The organism is Novosphingobium rosa NBRC 15208, from assembly GCF_001598555.1.
GTDB classification, from domain to species: Bacteria; Pseudomonadota; Alphaproteobacteria; order Sphingomonadales; family Sphingomonadaceae; genus Novosphingobium; species Novosphingobium rosa.
In genome coordinates, this window is the sequence record NZ_BCZE01000085.1 from 1 (window position 1) to 16,186 (window position 16,186).

The 16,186-nt window shown below is 64.5% G+C and carries 22 protein-coding genes; 4 read left to right on the forward strand and 18 right to left on the reverse strand.

Annotated elements, in window-relative coordinates; translation table 11 throughout:
• The coding region (locus SR3_RS25345; RefSeq protein ID WP_174549192.1) for a metal-dependent hydrolase at positions 1–346 on the forward strand (346 nt) is incomplete at its 5' end.
• Between the two features lie 10 nt (positions 347–356).
• Here SR3_RS25345 and SR3_RS25350 read toward each other — a convergent pair.
• From SR3_RS25350 to rplU, 3 genes are all read right to left on the reverse strand, one after another.
• Positions 357–923 carry a GNAT family N-acetyltransferase gene (locus tag SR3_RS25350; RefSeq protein ID WP_068092459.1) on the reverse strand — a complete coding sequence of 189 codons (567 nt, stop codon included), beginning with the start codon at positions 921–923 and terminating at the stop codon, positions 357–359.
• Positions 924–1,311: 388 nt separating this feature from the next.
• Entirely contained in the window at positions 1,312–1,581 is a 270-nt protein-coding gene (gene rpmA, locus SR3_RS25355) for a 50S ribosomal protein L27 (RefSeq protein WP_068092463.1), read from the reverse strand.
• 21 nt (positions 1,582–1,602) lie between these two features.
• Positions 1,603–1,905 (reverse strand): 50S ribosomal protein L21, encoded by a 303-nt coding sequence (rplU, locus tag SR3_RS25360; RefSeq protein WP_068092539.1) that lies wholly within the window; start codon positions 1,903–1,905, stop codon positions 1,603–1,605.
• 308 nt (positions 1,906–2,213) lie between these two features.
• Here rplU and SR3_RS25365 point away from each other — a divergent pair, with 308 nt between their 5' ends.
• Positions 2,214–2,789 (forward strand): hypothetical protein, encoded by a 576-nt coding sequence (locus tag SR3_RS25365; protein ID WP_157099104.1) that lies wholly within the window; start codon positions 2,214–2,216, stop codon positions 2,787–2,789.
• Here the strand turns inward: SR3_RS25365 and SR3_RS25370 are convergent.
• The 15 genes from SR3_RS25370 to coxB all read right to left on the reverse strand — a co-directional run bounded on the left by SR3_RS25370 (position 2,786) and on the right by coxB (position 14,569).
• Positions 2,786–3,247, reverse strand: coding sequence for a molybdenum cofactor biosynthesis protein MoaE (locus SR3_RS25370; protein WP_068092467.1), 462 nt, complete (start codon positions 3,245–3,247; stop codon positions 2,786–2,788). The genes SR3_RS25365 and SR3_RS25370 overlap by 4 nt on opposite strands.
• 29 nt (positions 3,248–3,276) lie before the next feature.
• A complete protein-coding gene (locus SR3_RS25375; protein ID WP_068092471.1) occupies positions 3,277–3,501 on the reverse strand; it encodes a MoaD/ThiS family protein in 225 nt (74 codons plus the stop codon).
• Positions 3,502–3,504: 3 nt separating this feature from the next.
• Complete coding sequence (gene moaA, locus SR3_RS25380) at positions 3,505–4,506, reverse strand: GTP 3',8-cyclase MoaA (protein WP_068092542.1); 1,002 nt, start codon at positions 4,504–4,506, stop codon at positions 3,505–3,507.
• A 10-nt stretch (positions 4,507–4,516) separates the two neighbouring features.
• Positions 4,517–4,861 carry a Rossmann fold domain-containing protein gene (locus SR3_RS25385; protein ID WP_245654096.1) on the reverse strand — a complete coding sequence of 115 codons (345 nt, stop codon included), beginning with the start codon at positions 4,859–4,861 and terminating at the stop codon, positions 4,517–4,519.
• Positions 4,862–4,866: 5 nt separating this feature from the next.
• Positions 4,867–5,238 carry a dihydroneopterin aldolase gene (locus SR3_RS25390; protein WP_068092474.1) on the reverse strand — a complete coding sequence of 124 codons (372 nt, stop codon included), beginning with the start codon at positions 5,236–5,238 and terminating at the stop codon, positions 4,867–4,869.
• A 327-nt stretch (positions 5,239–5,565) separates the two neighbouring features.
• A complete protein-coding gene (locus tag SR3_RS25395) occupies positions 5,566–6,462 on the reverse strand; it encodes a class I SAM-dependent methyltransferase (protein WP_068092476.1) in 897 nt (298 codons plus the stop codon).
• Positions 6,462–7,862, reverse strand: a complete 1,401-nt coding sequence (thrC, locus tag SR3_RS25400) for a threonine synthase (protein WP_068092487.1) — start codon at positions 7,860–7,862, stop codon at positions 6,462–6,464. The genes SR3_RS25395 and thrC overlap by 1 nt, the downstream gene beginning before the upstream one ends.
• A 321-nt stretch (positions 7,863–8,183) precedes the next feature.
• On the reverse strand, positions 8,184–8,759 hold the full coding sequence (locus SR3_RS25405) for an SURF1 family protein (protein ID WP_068092491.1): 576 nt from the start codon (positions 8,757–8,759) through the stop codon (positions 8,184–8,186).
• Positions 8,756–9,115 (reverse strand): DUF983 domain-containing protein, encoded by a 360-nt coding sequence (locus tag SR3_RS25410; RefSeq protein WP_068092495.1) that lies wholly within the window; start codon positions 9,113–9,115, stop codon positions 8,756–8,758. The genes SR3_RS25405 and SR3_RS25410 overlap by 4 nt, the downstream gene beginning before the upstream one ends.
• Before the next feature lie 12 nt (positions 9,116–9,127).
• The gene (locus SR3_RS25415) at positions 9,128–9,949 is read right to left on the reverse strand and encodes a cytochrome c oxidase subunit 3 (protein WP_068092497.1); all 822 of its coding nucleotides are present in this window, start codon (positions 9,947–9,949) and stop codon (positions 9,128–9,130) included.
• A gap of 125 nt (positions 9,950–10,074) precedes the next feature.
• Positions 10,075–10,635 carry a cytochrome c oxidase assembly protein gene (locus tag SR3_RS25420; protein WP_068092500.1) on the reverse strand — a complete coding sequence of 187 codons (561 nt, stop codon included), beginning with the start codon at positions 10,633–10,635 and terminating at the stop codon, positions 10,075–10,077.
• Between the two features lie 5 nt (positions 10,636–10,640).
• A complete protein-coding gene (locus SR3_RS31635; RefSeq protein WP_157099106.1) occupies positions 10,641–10,781 on the reverse strand; it encodes a hypothetical protein in 141 nt (46 codons plus the stop codon).
• On the reverse strand, positions 10,778–11,704 hold the full coding sequence (locus SR3_RS25425; protein ID WP_068092503.1) for a heme o synthase: 927 nt from the start codon (positions 11,702–11,704) through the stop codon (positions 10,778–10,780). The genes SR3_RS31635 and SR3_RS25425 overlap by 4 nt, the downstream gene beginning before the upstream one ends.
• A gap of 151 nt (positions 11,705–11,855) precedes the next feature.
• Positions 11,856–13,544 (reverse strand): cytochrome c oxidase subunit I, encoded by a 1,689-nt coding sequence (ctaD, locus tag SR3_RS25430; protein WP_068092506.1) that lies wholly within the window; start codon positions 13,542–13,544, stop codon positions 11,856–11,858.
• A gap of 23 nt (positions 13,545–13,567) precedes the next feature.
• Entirely contained in the window at positions 13,568–14,569 is a 1,002-nt protein-coding gene (coxB, locus tag SR3_RS25435; RefSeq protein WP_084455914.1) for a cytochrome c oxidase subunit II, read from the reverse strand.
• 227 nt (positions 14,570–14,796) lie between these two features.
• Between coxB and pyrE the strand changes: the two genes are divergently transcribed.
• Positions 14,797–15,381, forward strand: a complete 585-nt coding sequence (gene pyrE, locus SR3_RS25440) for an orotate phosphoribosyltransferase (protein ID WP_068092551.1) — start codon at positions 14,797–14,799, stop codon at positions 15,379–15,381.
• Positions 15,382–15,403: 22 nt separating this feature from the next.
• Positions 15,404–16,159 (forward strand): pyridoxine 5'-phosphate synthase, encoded by a 756-nt coding sequence (locus tag SR3_RS25445; RefSeq protein ID WP_068092509.1) that lies wholly within the window; start codon positions 15,404–15,406, stop codon positions 16,157–16,159.
• Positions 16,160–16,186: the final 27 nt, after the last annotated feature.

Consider the following 16,186-nt stretch of genomic DNA (forward strand, 5'->3'; position numbering starts at 1 on the left):
AAGCCGATGGAGCGCATGGCGCCGCTGGCGGGTGCGCTGCATCATCGCCATTCTGGTGACACGCACCTTTGTCGCTCACCGCTGGCGCGATACGCTGGAACTGCTGGAACAAGACGGCATCACCGGCTGGCGAGCGCGGGGCAGCCTTCTCGCCTATCTGGTGCTCAAGCCGGGCGTGCTGCGGCGCATCCTGCGTGATTGGCTGGGTTTTCTGAAACCGGGCTATCATCCGGCAAAGCGCGACGATTCCCGCCTGCTCGCCGCCTATGAAGGCAGCGCGTCTTTGCAGGAAGACAATCCCGCGCTGGCCGAGACGGAGACAGAAGCCCCGACCAGCGCGGATTGAAGGACCTGTGTCAGGCCGCCCGGCGGGTCGGGCGCCCGCCGAGATCGTCGTCACAATCGCTGGGCACGCCCAGATCGACGGTATAGGTCATGGACGAGGTCAGCACCGGCAGGCCATGGCCCGCTTCCGCCCTTGCCCCATCCACCGCCAGCGGCGAGAAGCCCAGCTTGCGCAGAACCCGCGCCGAAGCCGGATTGTCAAGGTAATGGCGCGCCACGATATGGCGATGCCCCAGCGTGCGCGCCAGCGACAGCACGGCGCGACCAGCCTCGGTGGCGTAACCCTGCCCGCGATAATCGCGGGCGATCCAGTAACCCAAATGGAGTTGGCCATCGATCTGGATCATGCCGATCATGCCCAACACATCCACGCCATGGTTGCCGCGCGGCAGGGTGACCATGAAATGCGGCAGACGCGGATCAAGGCCCGCGCCATTGCGCAGCTCCTCGGGCGAATAGGGCCAGCCCATGCGCAGGAAGTTGCGTTCAACCTCCTCGTCGCTCAGGCCAGCGTGCAGGTCTTGCCAGTCCTCGGCCCAGATGGGGCGCAGGAACAGCCTTTCACTGCGAATGAACATGTGTCTCTCCAATCCTCGGCCCCTGCCGCGCGCCTAGCGCCGCAGGGTGACAGCATGGTGACCATCCAGTTTTAAAAACCGGGCCGGCATCAAAAAACCGGTTGGTTCCATGCACTTTGTCCGGCTCCATCTGCCGCCTGTCACTTGGCTTAACGCCGAAGGCGGGGTTTGGTTTCCGATGGTTGCGACGGAATGTTCTGGTTCATGGACAGAAACATTCCGATCCATATCGGAACATCGATGGAAACGCGGACGGCGAGAAAAGGAGACACGAAAAAAGGGAGACGGGTTGGCCCCTCTCCCTTTGTTGGCCGCTGATTTCAGGGGTTTAACCTGAAATCCACGGCGGGGGCCATCCGTGTGGATGGCCCTTTATCGACCATCCGATTTATTCGGCGGCGAGTGCCGGTACGTCGACCGACACATATTTGCGGCCGAGCTTGCCGGCGTGGAAGCGAACCTTGCCCTCGACCAGCGAGAACAGGGTGTGATCCTTGCCGATGCCGACGTTCACGCCGGGGTACACGCGGGTGCCGCGCTGACGGATGATGATGTTGCCACCAATCACGTCCTGACCACCGAACTTCTTCACGCCGAGGCGCTTGGACTGCGAATCGCGACCGTTGCGCGAAGAGCCGCCAGCTTTCTTATGTGCCATCTGTCAAACTCCTCGAAATTCTCAGGCCGCAGCGACCGAGGTGATGCGCAGCAGGGTCAGCTGCTGGCGGTGGCCGTTCTTGCGGCGATAGTTGTGACGACGACGCTTCTTGAAGACCGTCACCTTCTCGCTCTTGGCCTGGGCGATGATCTCGGCCGAGACCACAACGCCCTTGGCGTCTGCGATCTGGCCGTCATTGCCGGCCAGCAGAACGTCACCCAGCGTGATCGTCTCGCCAGCTTCACCAGCCAGCTTTTCGACCGCGATCTTGTCTCCGGCGGCGACCCGATACTGCTTGCCGCCTGTGCGCACCACTGCGAACATGATATCCATCCAATAAATCTAGTGCCTGTCGCCCCGCCGAAGGTCTGCCGAATTCCTTGATTGAACAAGGCATCCATCAGGCCGCGGGCGACGCGCCGATCCCCCATCGCTGCCGACAGGGTCTCGAATGAAGCGACGCCGTTAGTGGAAGAGGGGGGGCCTGTCAATCCGCTGGCGGCTGATGCTGTGTGAAAAGCATGCCGCCTTTGCCATCATACGCCCCTGCAAAAGCAGGCAAACCGCGCCTCTGCGCCGATCGATGCTCTGGCGCTGGCGGTGTGGCATGCTATGGCCCGCAGATGGTCAGCATGCAAGACTCCCCGGCCCGCCCCCCGCGCCGAATCGCCCCTGCCACCCGGATCACGCGATTCGCCCCTGCGCGACTCGCCCTTACCGTGGCGCTGCTCGCGCTGGCGGGCTGCTCTTCGGGCCCCTATCCCTCGCTCAGCCGCTGGTCGGCCGATCACGCGGGCAACCAGCCGCCGCCCAAGGACAAGCCCGCGCCGCCCACCACCCCCGTCGCCATGACCTGCGACGAGGCCGCCGCCGACCGCATCGATGCCGAGTTCAAGAAGACCCTGCCCGGCGCCGAAGCCGTGCTGCGCGGCGTGGGCGATGCGGCGACCGGCAGCCCGGTCTGGTCGAAGGGCAATCTGGCGCTGGCCGATCTGCAAAACATCCGCGCGCGGCTGGGCAAGGTGCTGGCTCCGGCGGAAGAGGCCTATGTCGCCGACACGCAGAACCATGCGCAGGTGGATGCCCGCGACGGCATCATGAACCGGCCGGAGGGCGCGCGCCTGTCCTCTTGCTATGCCCATATCGATTCGCTGGCCAGCGCCGAGGACAGCGAAATCAAGCGCCTGCACACGATGTTGCCGGATTAGGCTTCGGGCGGGTCGTTCCAGCGCGCCAGATCGGCATGATCCTGAACGCGCGGTTCGATCCAGTGCCATTGGCCTGCGCGCTTTTCGCGCTTCCAGAACCAGCTCTGGCTCTTGAGGTGATCCATCGCGTAATCGGCGGCCTCGAAGGCGTCGCGGCGGTGACGGGCAGCAGCGGCGACCAGCACGATAGAGTCGCCGGGCAGCATTTCGCCCACGCGATGCCAGATCAGCACCCCATCGAGCGGCCAGCGGGCCAGCACCTCTTCGCCCAAGGCTTCCATGCCGGGCAAGGTCAGCGGGGCGTAATGCTGTAGGTCCAGCGCCTCGACATCATCGCCGCCCCTCACCTGCCCCAGAAAGCTGGTCACGCCGCCGGCCCGCTGGTGTGCGTCGGCGAAAGCGGCAAGGGCCGCGCCGGGATCGAAGGCCTGGTCCAGCAGGCGGATATCGGCGGCCATCTCAACCTCCGCTGATGTTGGCTATCATGTCAGCCTCCGCTGACGGGCGGAAGGAAAGCCAGTTCGTCGCCGCTGTCGAGAACCAGACCCTCGGCCTGAACCAGCATGCCATTGAGCGCCAGTTTCACACGCGGGCTGAGCAGACCTGCGGGCAGGCCGCGCAGCAGGTCTGTTAGCGGGCCGGGAGCAACCTCTTTGGCACTCACCCCCGCCACATCGGCCAGTCGACCCAGAAACACCAGCCGCACGCTCATACCCTAGCCACCCGTCATCGACATATGGCGGGCCAGGGCAGGCGCCGCGCCAGGGCGGTCGATGGTGAAATGGTGCTTTTCGGGCTTGATGGCCATCGCCTGATCCAGCGCGTGATCCAGCGCGGCTTCGGGATCGCCGCTGCGCAGCGCGGCGCGCAGATCGACTTGCTCGCGCCCGCCGAGGCAGGCGAAGAGTTGCCCCGTCGCCGTCACCCGCACGCGGTTGCAGCCATCACAGAAATTGCTGGTCAGCGGGGTGATGAAACCCAGACGCCCGCCCGTTTCCGCCACACGCACATAGCGCGCCGGGCCGCCGCTGCGATGCGCGTCCGGCAGCAAAGTCCAGCGGCGCTCCAGATCCTTGCGGACGCGCGACAGCGGCAGGTAATGATCGAAGCGGTCGCCATCGACCGCCCCCAACGGCATCACCTCGATCAGCGTGATCTCGAAGCCGTGTCCATGCGCCCAGGTGATCAGCTCGGAGAGTTCATCCTGATTCTCACCTTTGAGCGCCACCGTGTTGATCTTCACCGCCAGCCCGGCCTCACGCGCGGCGGCAATGCCCTCCAGCACGGCGGGCAGAGCATCGCGCCGGGCGATCCTGGCGAAACGCGCCCGGTCCAGCGTATCGAGCGAGATGTTCACCCGCCTCACCCCCGCCGCGGCGATGGCATCAGCATGCAGGGCCAGTTGGGTGGCGTTGGTGGTGAGCGTCAGCTCATCGAGCCCATCACCGATATGGCGACCCAGCGCCCGCACCAGATCGACCATATCCCGGCGCACCAGAGGCTCTCCCCCGGTCAGGCGAATTTTGCGCACGCCCCTCGCCATAAAGCCCAGCGACAGGCGATGGAGTTCCTCCAGGCTCAAAACCTCGGCTTTGGGGAGGAAGGTCTGCCGCTCGGGCATGCAATAGGTGCAACGCAGATCGCAGCGGTCGATCACGCTCAGCCGCAGATAGGTGATCGCGCGTTGGAAGCGATCCACCAGAGGGGAAGACGACATCGCCATCGCGCTAGTCTAGCACTTCGCCCGCTCTGGCGCCATCCAGCGGCAGCACCTGCCCCGTCAGCCCCGGCGCTCCTTCGACAAAACCCAGAGCCCTTTCGCGGGCCGCTTCATCGCCCCCCGCCAGAGCATTGATCCGCGCCGGAGCCAACGCCCGCGCCAAAGCCCCCAGCGCCGCCGCGCGCCACGCCCGATGCGTGTCATCGGCAGCAGGCAGCAGCAGCGTCACGCCCGAAGCACCCTGCGCCCGCGCTTCGATCTGCGGAACGATGAAGCCATGAAAATGCGCCGCCGCAGCCAAAGGCGCGGCGGGCAGGTCATCCACCAGGATCACCTGCATGGCATCGCTCATGCCTGTCAGCGCCGCTCGCGGGTCAGGGTCATGCCAATCTGCTCGCTGCCTTCGGCGATCGCCAGCTTGACGATCTTGACCGTCACCTGCTCGATGCGGTCATCCTGCAGGAACAGGGTCTCGGCGATATGGTCGCCCACCGCCTCGATCAGCGTGAAATGCACACCCTGAGGCAGAGCCCCGCTGGCCGCGAACTTCAGATCCATATAATTCTTGGAGGCCGACAAAGGCGTATCGGGCAGATAACGCTCCGCCGGCTTCAAACGCACCTGAATGCTGATGCGCAAAGGCTGAGGCTTGCCCGTCTCCTCCGAGTAAATGCCCGTGAGGACATCAACTTCAAAATCGGCGACTTCAAGGATCAGGCTGTCGGCCACGGGGATATTCCAGTCGGTTGGGAGAGGGTTTGCGCTTGGCAAATTGTGGGGGGTGAGTCCAGTGGTTGCAAGGGGGGCGGGTTCAGGGAAAGAAAGAGACGATGCGAGGGGGTTACCCCCTCGCGCTCCCATAACGTCTTCCGGCGAGAAGGCAGTGGCGCCGCGATGATGCGCCCCGGCTCTCCACCCGCACCACCTATGGCGCCGCAGGCATTGGATTCACGGCCTGCGGCGCGGCAATCTGGGCGCAAGGCCGAACCCGTGGCGCCAACGAAGACATTAAAGGGAGCGCGAGGGTTATGACCCTCGCATTCTTCCTTTAACCCCTTAATCCCGCCGCCACCGCGCAAAGATCGCGGTCGGCAGAACCCGACCAGCGTTATCCTCACGCACCGCCAGATCGCCATGCTCCACAAAGCCGGGAAGCTCGGCGAAGACCTCATCCAGCAGCCCGGCCAGAGCCAGCGACGACATGCGCACGGCATAGACCGTCAGGAACAGGAAGCGGCTGTCGGCATCCAGCAGGGCGCGGGCGTCCTTCACCAGACCGGGGAGATGCTCCTCCAGCCGCCAGACCTCGCCATCGGGGCCGCGACCGAACTTGGGCGGGTCCATGATGATGCCGTCGTAGCGCTTGCCGCGACGAACTTCGCGCGCCGTGAACTTGGCCGCGTCATCGATGATCCAGCGAACCGGGCGCGACTCCATGCCCGAAAGTGCCGCATTGGCTCGCGCCTGCGCCACGGACTTCTTGCTGGCATCGACATGGGTGACCGAACCGAAACGGCTCAAAGCCAAAGAGCCGACCCCGGTGTAGCCGAACAGGTTGAGGCAGGAAGCTTCGGTTTTGCCATCCAGCATGCCGCCCATCCAGTCCCACACGGGGGCCATGTCCGGGAAGAAACCGAGATGGCGAAAGGGCGTGCATTGTGCGGTGAAGCGCACCTTTTCGTCGCCATTCGGCCAGCTTAGCGGCCAGCCGTCGCTGGGCACAGGCTTGCTGTAGGACCAGCGGCCGCCGCCATCCTCATCCGCGCCGGGCACGAATTCGCCATGGGCGTCCCAGTCCTGCGCGCGCGGCTGCCACAGGGCCTGCGGTTCGGGGCGGATAAAGCGCTGGGCGCCATAGCGCTCCAGCTTGCGTCCGTTGCCCGAATCGACAAGGCCATAGTCGCCCCAGCCCTCGCCGAGAAGGAGCTGCGGCTGGAGGATCAGCTCAGCCATTATGCCTTGGGCGTGGCGTGCTGGGCCACATAGGCGGCCACGGCGTCATAGTCGCCGGGCAGGTCGGTGAGGCGCTCCTCGCGCTCGAACAGGTCGCCGACGCGTGCCGGGAGGCCGGGGCGGCGGCCCGTGGCGCGCTCGACGGCGTCGGGGAATTTGGCGGGGTGAGCGGTGGCCAGAGTCACCACCGGCACATCCGCCGCAATGCCCGAAGTGCGGGCGGCATGTAGCGCGATTGCGGTGTGCGGGTCGACCAGCTCGCCGGTCGCTTCCCAGCCCCAGCGGATGGCTTCGGCCATCTGGTCTGGATCGACGCGGGCGCTGGTAAACAGATCGGCGGCGCCTTCGCGCTGGGCGTTGGTGAGCTGCATCGCCTTGGTGGATTCGAAACCGGCCATCTGCTCGGCCTGGGCGATGCCATCGCGGCCGCCCAGATCGAAAAGCAGGCGCTCGAAATTCGACGACACCTGAATGTCCATCGAGGGCGCGGCGGTGGGCGTGACCGTGCCCGCCGAATAGTCGCCGGTGGAGAGCGCGCGGTGCAGAATGTCGTTCACATTGGTGGCGACGATCAGCTTTTCGATGGGCAGGCCCATCTTGGCGGCAACGTAACCGGCGAAAACATCGCCGAAATTGCCCGTCGGCACGCTGAAGGCCACCTTGCGGTGCGGCGCGCCCAGCTGCAGCGCGGCGGCAAAGTAATAGACCACCTGCGCCATCAGCCGCGCCCAGTTGATCGAGTTCACCGCGCCGATGTTGAACTGGCCGGTCACGGCCTTGTCGTTGAACATGCGCTTCACCATGGCCTGCGCATCGTCAAAGCTGCCGGTGATGGCGATGTTGTGGACGTTGGGCGCCAGCACCGTGGTCATCTGGCGGCGCTGCACATCCGACACGCGACCCTTGGGGTGCAGCATGAAGATATCAACCTTGGCGCGGCCCGCCACGGCGTCGATCGCCGCGCTGCCGGTGTCGCCGCTGGTGGCGCCCACGATGGTGAGATTCTGAGGCGTGCGGCCCAGGAATTCCTCGAAGAGCAGGCCAAGAAGCTGCAGCGCCACATCCTTGAAGGCCAGCGTGGGGCCGTGGAACAGCTCCAGCAGCCACTGCTGCTCGTCAAACTGCTTGAGCGGCGTGACGGCCTTATGCGCAAACCGACCATAGGCGGCGGTGGTCAGTTCCAGCAGGCGTTCGGGCGTCAGGCAGTCGCCCACGAAGGGCTGCATGATGCGCTGCGCCAGCTCGGCATAGGGCAGGCCCGCCATCGCGGCGATCTCGGCCTTGCTGAATTCGGGCCAGACGCGCGGCACATAAAGCCCGCCGTCGCTCGCCAGACCCGCCAGCGTGGCGCCCATGAAATCCAGCGCCGGAGCGCGACCGCGAGTGGAAATATAGTCCATAGCTTTACAGATTCCTGCCCTCTTTGGCGTGGGCGGTTAGCGTTCTGGCGCTTCGGACGCAAGGAAGAAGGGGTTGCAGGGGGTAGAAGGGAAATAATGCGAGGGTGTTACACCCTCGCGCTCCCGGGTTTTGTCAACGTGGCGCGCCGGTTCAGCCTTAGCGCAAGGTCGCAGCGCCGCAGGCTTTGAAATTCCCCGCGCAGCTTATGAGTTTCCTGCCTGCGGCGCCAAACAGGTGGAGAGTTGGGGCGCAAGGGATTGGGCACCCCTGCCCTTTCGTCGGGAGACGTAAAGGGGGTGCAGGGGGCGATGGCCCCCTGCTTATTCCTTCTTCCCCCTCTTCCAGACCGCAATCCCGTAAATCACGAGCGCGGTCGCTGCGAAGAGGAACCACTGCATGGCGTAGGAGAAGTGATTGTTCGGCAGATCGCGCGGATCAGGCGTGGCGTTCGCTTCCAGCCGCCCGAGTGGCGGATCGGCGACGATGCGCATGTCCTCACCATTGTCGCCGCCCAGCGCGTGGCCGGTTACGATGCCCGGCGCCAAAACACGCGGCATCAGATCGCGCGACCAGCCCGCCACCACCGTCACGCTACCGCTCGGCGCCGAGCAGGTGGCCCAATGCGCCCAGCCTGACTGGCCCTGCGCGTTGCGGCCACCGACAAGATGCTCGCCATCGAAGCGGGTGCAGGGCAGGCGCACGCGGCGGTAGTCGCCCTTGGCCCCCAGCGGGACGCCGTCGTGCCAGTCGAGGACGGGCTGATTCATCGCCGCCTGATAGCGGGCGATCAGCCCTTCCTTCCAGCTCAGGCGCTGGAGTTGCCAGATGCCGAGGCCGATCATCAACGCCACCGCTGCCAGCACAACCAGCGTTGCCACAATGGGGATGCGCTTCATGGCTCGATCCTGTGTTCGGCGGCTTTACGGCGGACCTCGGCGCAGAGCAGAGCGGCCTTCCCCGCGCGCAGGCCCCAGAGGATCAGCGCCAGCGTGGCGGGGCCCAGCGTCACCACATAGACCCACCATGGCGGATCGACGGTCAGCGCCATCCAGCCCGCGATCACGCAGGCCAGCGTGCCGATCAGCAGGGTAAGGAAGGCGGCGGGGCCATCGCCGACGTTGAAGCCGGCGAAGTCCAGGTCGCAACTCGAACAGCGCGGGGCGAAGCTGGCCAGACCGTCAAACAGCGTGCGTTTGCCGCAGCGCGGGCACAGGCCCAGCGCTGCCACCGATAGAAGCGAAGGCTGGGTCAATCGACCGGCCAATCAATCAACCGGAAAACCCCAGTTGCCCCACACATAGATGCAGACGAAGAGGAACAGCCACACCACGTCCACGAAGTGCCAGTACCAGGCGGCGGCTTCGAAGCCGAAATGCTGGCGGGGGGTGAAATCGCCATTGTAGGCCCGCTTCAGGCAGACGGCGAGGAAAATGGTGCCCACGATCACATGGAAGCCGTGGAAGCCCGTCGCCATGTAAAAGGCCGACCCATAGGTGTTCTTGCCGAAGGCAAAGGGCGCGTGAAGATACTCATAGCCCTGCAGGCTGGAGAACAGCAGACCCAGCGCGATGGTGATCCACAGGCCCTTTTTCAGGCCATCGCGGTCGCCATGGATCAGGCAGTGATGCGCCCAGGTGACCGTGGTGCCCGAGCACAGCAGAATCAGCGTGTTGAGCAGCGGCAGATCGAAGGGATCCATCACCGCTTCCATGGTTTTTAGCGGCCAGTGCCCGCCCACGACCTTGGAAATCTCGGACGGGAAAAGCGAGAAATCGAAGAAGGCCCAGAACCAGCCAACGAAGAACATCACCTCCGAGGCGATGAACAGGATCATGCCATAGCGCTGGTGAAGCTGCACGACGGGGGTGTGATCGCCCGCTTTGGCCTCATTCACGATCTTGGAGAACCAGGCGAACATCGCAGCCAGCAGGATGGCAAGGCCCGCCCAGGGCACGAATTTGCCGCCGGGCATCTCGTGCATGAACAGCACCATGCCGCTGGTGAAGGTGAAAGCGCCGATGGTCGTGGCCAGGGGCACGATATCGGGCGGCAGGATATGATAGTCGTGCGTCTTGCCACTGGCCATGATGCATCCCACTCCTTTGAGCGGCGAGGCGTCTTTGGCCCCTTCCCGCTTGATTTATGTGAACTCTATCGCGCGTTTGCCTGGTGTTCAACGGCAATCGTGGCCGCCGGTTTCATGCTTTGGTGTCAGGCGGGCGGCGCGACATGGAAGGTGTAGCTCAGGGTGATCTGGCGCACATCCTTCACATCCTTGTCGCCAAGAATCTTGGGATCGACGAAGAACACCACCGGCATGCGCACCTTTTCATGCGGGCGCAACGTCTGGCGGGTGAAGCAGAAGCACTGCACCTTGTTGAAATAGCTGGCCGTTTCATCCGGAGAGATGTTGTAGCTGGCCGCCCCGGTGATGGTCTTGTCGGTGAGGTTCTCGGCCTCGAAAAAGGCCATGCTCCGTTCGCCGATGGTGACGGTCTGCGTCGTCTTTTCCGGGCTGAAGCGCCATTTCATATTCGGATCGACATTGGCGTCGAAACGGATCGACATGGTCTGCCCCGCCAGCGCCTTCATGCCGCTGGCCTCAAGCTCGCTGGCGCGGCGCGGTGTGCCGCCATAGCCGGTGGCCTGACAGAAGGCGCGGTAAAGCGGCACGGCGGCATAGCCCAGCATCAGCATGCCCGCGGCAAAGGCGAGCGCCGCCAGCCCCGTTTTCAACTTGCCATTCGCGACGGAAGCGGGGGCGGTGCTCATGCGGATCAGAGCTTCATCTTGACCATGGTGATGGCGAAGAACAGCACCACACAGGCCAGCAAGGTCAGCCCCAGCGCCTTGTTGCGCCCGGCGATGATGCGGCGGCGTTCCTCGGCGGGATCGAAAGGCTCAGGCTTATCCGTCAATGCAGAACTCCCGGCATCACCAGCCAGCGGTCGGCCACCAGCGCGCCAAACAGCGCGAAGAGATAAAAAACCGAAAAAGCGAACATCTGCTTTTCGGGGACCATGCGGTCATCCTCGCCCTGCCGCTCGCGCAGCCAGACGCGAATCGCGCAAAGCAGGAACAGCCCCGACAGCAGCGAGGCCGAAACCCCATAGAGCACGCCCGTCGCGCCGATCCACCAGGGCAGCAGGGTGATGGGCAGCAGCAGCACGGTGTAGACCAGCATCTGCTGGCGCGTCACCTTCTCGCCCGCCACCACCGGCAGCATGGGGATGCCCACCTTGGCGTAATCGGTCTTCACGAAGAGGGCCAGCGCCCAGAAATGCGGCGGCGTCCACATGAAGATGATGGCGAACAGCAGCACCGGCATCAGGCTGACATGGCCCGTCGCCGCGACCCAGCCGATCAGCGGCGGGAAAGCGCCCGCGCCCCCACCGATCACGATGTTCTGCGGCGTGCGCGGCTTCAACCACACGGTGTAAACCACGGCATAATAAAAGATCGAGCCCGCCAGAATGGCGGCACACAGCCAGCTGACCCCCAGCCCCATCACCATCACCGAGGCGGCGGACAGCATCACGCCAAAGTCACGCGCGCTCTCCCGCTCCATCCGGCCCGAGGGCAAGGGGCGGTTGCGGGTGCGCTTCATCCCGGCGTCAATGTCGGCTTCCCACCACTGGTTGAGCGCGGCGGCGCCCCCGGCGCCGACCGCGATGCACAGGATGGCGACAAAGCCGACGACAGGGTTGATTCGCACCGGGGCCGCCAACAGCCCGCACAGGCCGGTGAAGATCACCAGAGTCATGACGCGTGGCTTGGTCAGCGCGAAGAAATCGCGCCAGCTGGCAGGCAAAGACACAGCTTGAGATTGGGGGGTGCTCATGCCGAGCCCCATTCCTCCAAGCGCAGCGGCTTGTAAAGCACCTGTAGAGGGGGAGCCTAGGGCAAATTGACCCATGGGGGCACGCCTTCCCATTAAAAATTCGCCTCAAGGGAGCGAGCCCCACGCCCGAAGCGCAGGGCTCGCATCACGATCAATGGTGATGATCGTCCTCAATCTTGGGCAGCGTTTCGAACTGGTGGAAGGGCGGCGGGCTGGAGAGAGTCCACTCCAGCGTCGTGGCGCCCTCACCCCAGTAATTGCCTGCGGCCTTCTTGCCCGCGACAAGCGCATAGGCGATGTTGATCAGGAAGATCACGATCGACACGCTCATCACCATATAGCCCACGGTGGAGAGGTGATTCCACTTCTCGAAGGCCGGTGCATAGTCCGGGTAACGGCGCGGCATGCCCTGCATCCCCAGGAAGTGCATGGGGAAGAACACCATGTTCACGCCCGCGAAGAACACCCAGAAGTGCAGATGCGCCAGCAATTCCGAATGCCAGCGCCCGCTCATCTTGGGGAACCAGTAGTAGAAACCGGCGAACAGCGAGGTCACCGCGCCCAGCGAGAGCACATAGTGGAAATGGCCCACCACATAATAGGTGTCCTGCAGATTGTCGTCGATGCCGCCATTGGCCAGCACCACGCCGGTGACGCCGCCCACGGTGAAGAGGAAGATGAAGCCCATCGCCCAGACCATCGGGCTCTTGAAGCTGATCGACCCGCCCCACATGGTGGCGATCCAGCTGAAGATCTTGATGCCGGTGGGCACCGCGATCACCATGGTCGCCGTGGTGAAGTACATCTTCACGTCTTCCGACAGACCCGTGGTGTACATATGGTGCGCCCAGACCACGAAGCCCACCACGCCGATGGCGACCATAGCATAGGCCATGCCCAGATAGCCGAAGACCGGCTTTTTCGAGAAGGTGGAGATGATCTGCGAGATCATGCCGAAGCCCGGCAGGATCATGATGTAGACCTCGGGGTGGCCGAAGAACCAGAACAGGTGCTGGAACAGGATCGGGTCACCACCGCCGGCGGGGTCGAAGAAGGTGGTGTGGAAGTTACGGTCGGTGATCAGCATGGTGATGGCGGCGGCCAGCACCGGCAGCGCCAGCAGCAGCAGGAAGGCGGTTACCAGCACGGACCAGACGAAGAGCGGCATCTTGTGCAGCGTCATGCCCGGCGCGCGCATGTTGAAGATGGTGGTGATGAAGTTGATCGCCCCCATGATCGAGCCCGCGCCCGCCAGATGCAGCGAGAAGATCGCGAAATCGACCGCCGGGCCCTGCGAACCCGTGGTGGAGAGCGGTGCATAGGCCGTCCAGCCGATGCCAGCGCCATTGCCCGTGCCGCCCGGCACGAAGGGCGAGATCATCAGCGAGCAGAACCCGGCAACAGTCAGCCAGAAGCTGATGTTGTTCATGCGCGGGAAGGCCATGTCGGGCGCGCCGATCATCAGCGGCACGAACCAGTTGCCAAAGCCGCCGATCATCGCGGGCATCACCATGAAGAACACCATGATCAGGCCATGGGCCGTAATCAGCACGTTCCAGAGATGCAGCGTCTGGTCGAAGCTGGGGTTGCTTTCCCCGAAGATATGGGTGGCGAACCAGCCGAGATACTGGATGCCGGGATGCGCAAGTTCCGCGCGCATCATGCCGGAAATGGCGCCGCCGATGATCCCCGCGCAGACCGCGAAGATCAGGTAGAGCGTGCCGATATCCTTGTGGTTGGTCGACATGAACCAGCGGGCGAAAAAGCCCGGCTTGTGGTCATGATGCGCGTGATCCTCATGCTCGTGAGCGAGGAAATCATCGTGAGGGATCGTGGCCATGGTGATCCGTCCTTAAATCAGCGTCAGGCTGCGGAGCCCGAGGAAGAGGCGGCATCCGCTGCCGAATCGGCGGCGGCGGGGGCTGCGGCGGCAGCGGGCGTTGCATCGGCGGCAGGGGCCGCTTCAGGCGCGCCATCCACCTTGGCGCCCGCATGGGTCATCACCCAGGCGTTGTAATGCGGGCGGTCCAGCGCTTCCACCACGATGGGCATATAGCCATGGCGCGCGCCGCACAGCTCGGAGCACTGGCCGTAATAGACGCCCGGCTCCTTCACGAAGAGCACCTTTTCGTTGATGCGCCCGGGCACCGCGTCCAGCTTGAACCACAGCGAGGGCACCGCGAAGGAGTGGATCACATCCGCGCCGGTGGTCTGCAGATGGATCGGCTCTCCGGCGGGGACGACCATGCGGTTGTCGGCGGCCAGCTGCGGCGGCTCGCCGCGCTTCTTGGCTTCCTCGTCGGGCAGCATGTTGCTGATCACCTCGAAGCCGCCATTGTCGGGATAGGAATAGGACCAGTACCACTGGTTGCCGGTCGCCTTGATGGTCAGCGCATTGGCGGGCGGTGCCTTGTACTGGCGGGCCAGCAGCTTCATCGAGGGCACGAAGACCACCAGCAGGATCAGGATCGGCAGGCCGGTCCACACCACTTCGAGCATGGTGTTGTGGCTGGTCTTGGAAGGCACCGGATTGGCACGGCGGTTGTAGCGGATCACCACCCAGGCCAGCAGGCCCAGCACGAACAGGCTGACGGCGATGATGATCGGCAGCAGGAACATGTCATGCATCCACAGCGCGTAATCGCCATTGGGCGAATATTGCTGCTGGAAGGTGATGCCGCCATCGACCGGCATGCCCTTGCCCGGCGTGGGCTTCATGGGCGTATAGCCCCCCGGCGCCACGGCGAGTCGATCCGCGCCCTCGGCAAAGGCCGGGGCCGCAACGGTAATCGATAAGAGCGTCAGGCCAGATGCAGCCCGGCGCGTTCCACGCCGGATGGCGTGGAGGAAGTCTCCCAATGTCATGGCCTCTGGTCTTCCGTTTTTCCGAGTGAGACGAAAAAAACGCCCCCTCTCCACATTCTTACACTGGCCTGGGGCTTTTGCCCCTTGGCCACAGGTCTACACACGCTTGCCCCCGACCTCAAGCACCTCTAGGGGCATTTTTTGATGGGATGCATGTTCCCGGAGTCTGAAAAGGCTCGAAAAGCCCTGCTCACGGGGCTTCAGTTTGAGAAAAAGGCTTGATCGCGATGACCGAAGACGAGGTGCTGGCAGAATTCAGGGCAAGCAACGCTCTGCTGGAAGGGCATTTTCTCCTCTCATCCGGGCGCCACAGCGCCCATTATCTGCAATGCGCCCGCGTGCTGATGGACCCGATGCGCGCCAGCCGTCTGGCCATGGCCATCGCCCAGAAGATCCCGCGCGAACTGCGCAAGGACATCACCTGTGTGGTCAGCCCGGCGATGGGCGGCGTCATCATCGGCCATGAGATGGGCCGCGCGCTGGGCGTCGAGGCGATGTTCGTCGAGCGTCCGACCGGTACTTTCGAACTACGTCGCGGCTTTGCGCTCAATCCGGGCGACAAGGTGCTGATCGTGGAGGACGTGGTCACCACCGGCCTGTCCAGCCGCGAGGCCATCAAGGCCATCGAGGAAGCCGGCGGCCAGGTGATCGCGGGGGCAGCTCTGGTGGACCGCAGCGCGGGCCAGGCGGATCTGGGCGTGCCCTTCTTCCCGCTCATCGAGCTGAACTTCCCCACCTGGGCAGCCGACGAGATCCCGCCCGAGCTGGCCACCATCCCCGCCATCAAGCCGGGCAGCCGCGCCAAGCCGTAATCCGCGTCTGAAGGGAAACGCCATGAACCAGCCCGCCCACCCCCTTGCTCCCCATCGCCTGCGTCTGGGGGTGAACATCGATCATGTCGCCACCATCCGCAACGCGCGCGGCGGCGAGCATCCCGATCCCGTGCGCGCGGCGCAGATCGTGGCGGCGGTGGGCGGCGACGGCATCACGGCCCATTTGCGCGAGGACCGCCGCCATATCCGCGACGAGGATTTGTCGCGCATTCAGGCGGCGACCAACCTGCCGCTGAACCTCGAAATGGCCGCCACCGACGAGATGCTGGCCATTGCTCTCCGCCACAAGCCGCACGCCGCCTGCATCGTGCCCGAACGCCGCGAGGAACGCACCACCGAGGGCGGTCTGGACGCGGCGGGACAGCACAACCGTCTGGCGCCGATCGTGGGCCGGTTGCTCGATGCGGGCATCCGCGTCAGCCTGTTCATCGCGCCCGAAGCGCGGCAGATCGAGGCGGCGATGCGCCTGGGCGCGCCGGTGGTGGAACTGCACACCGGCGAATATGCCCATGCCGAGGGCGAGGCCGTCGCGGTGGAGCTGCGCCGCCTGGCCGATATGGCCGCTCTGGCCGCGCGCAACGGCATCGAGCCGCATGCCGGGCACGGCCTGACGTATGACAATGTCCAGCCCATTGCCGCCATCCCGCAGATCGCCGAACTCAACATCGGCCATTATCTGATCGGCGAGGCCATCTTCACCGGGCTCGACCCGGCGGTGCGCCGCATGCGCGAGCTGATGGACGAGGCACGCGGTTAACACCGCATTTTGGGGGGATAGGACAAG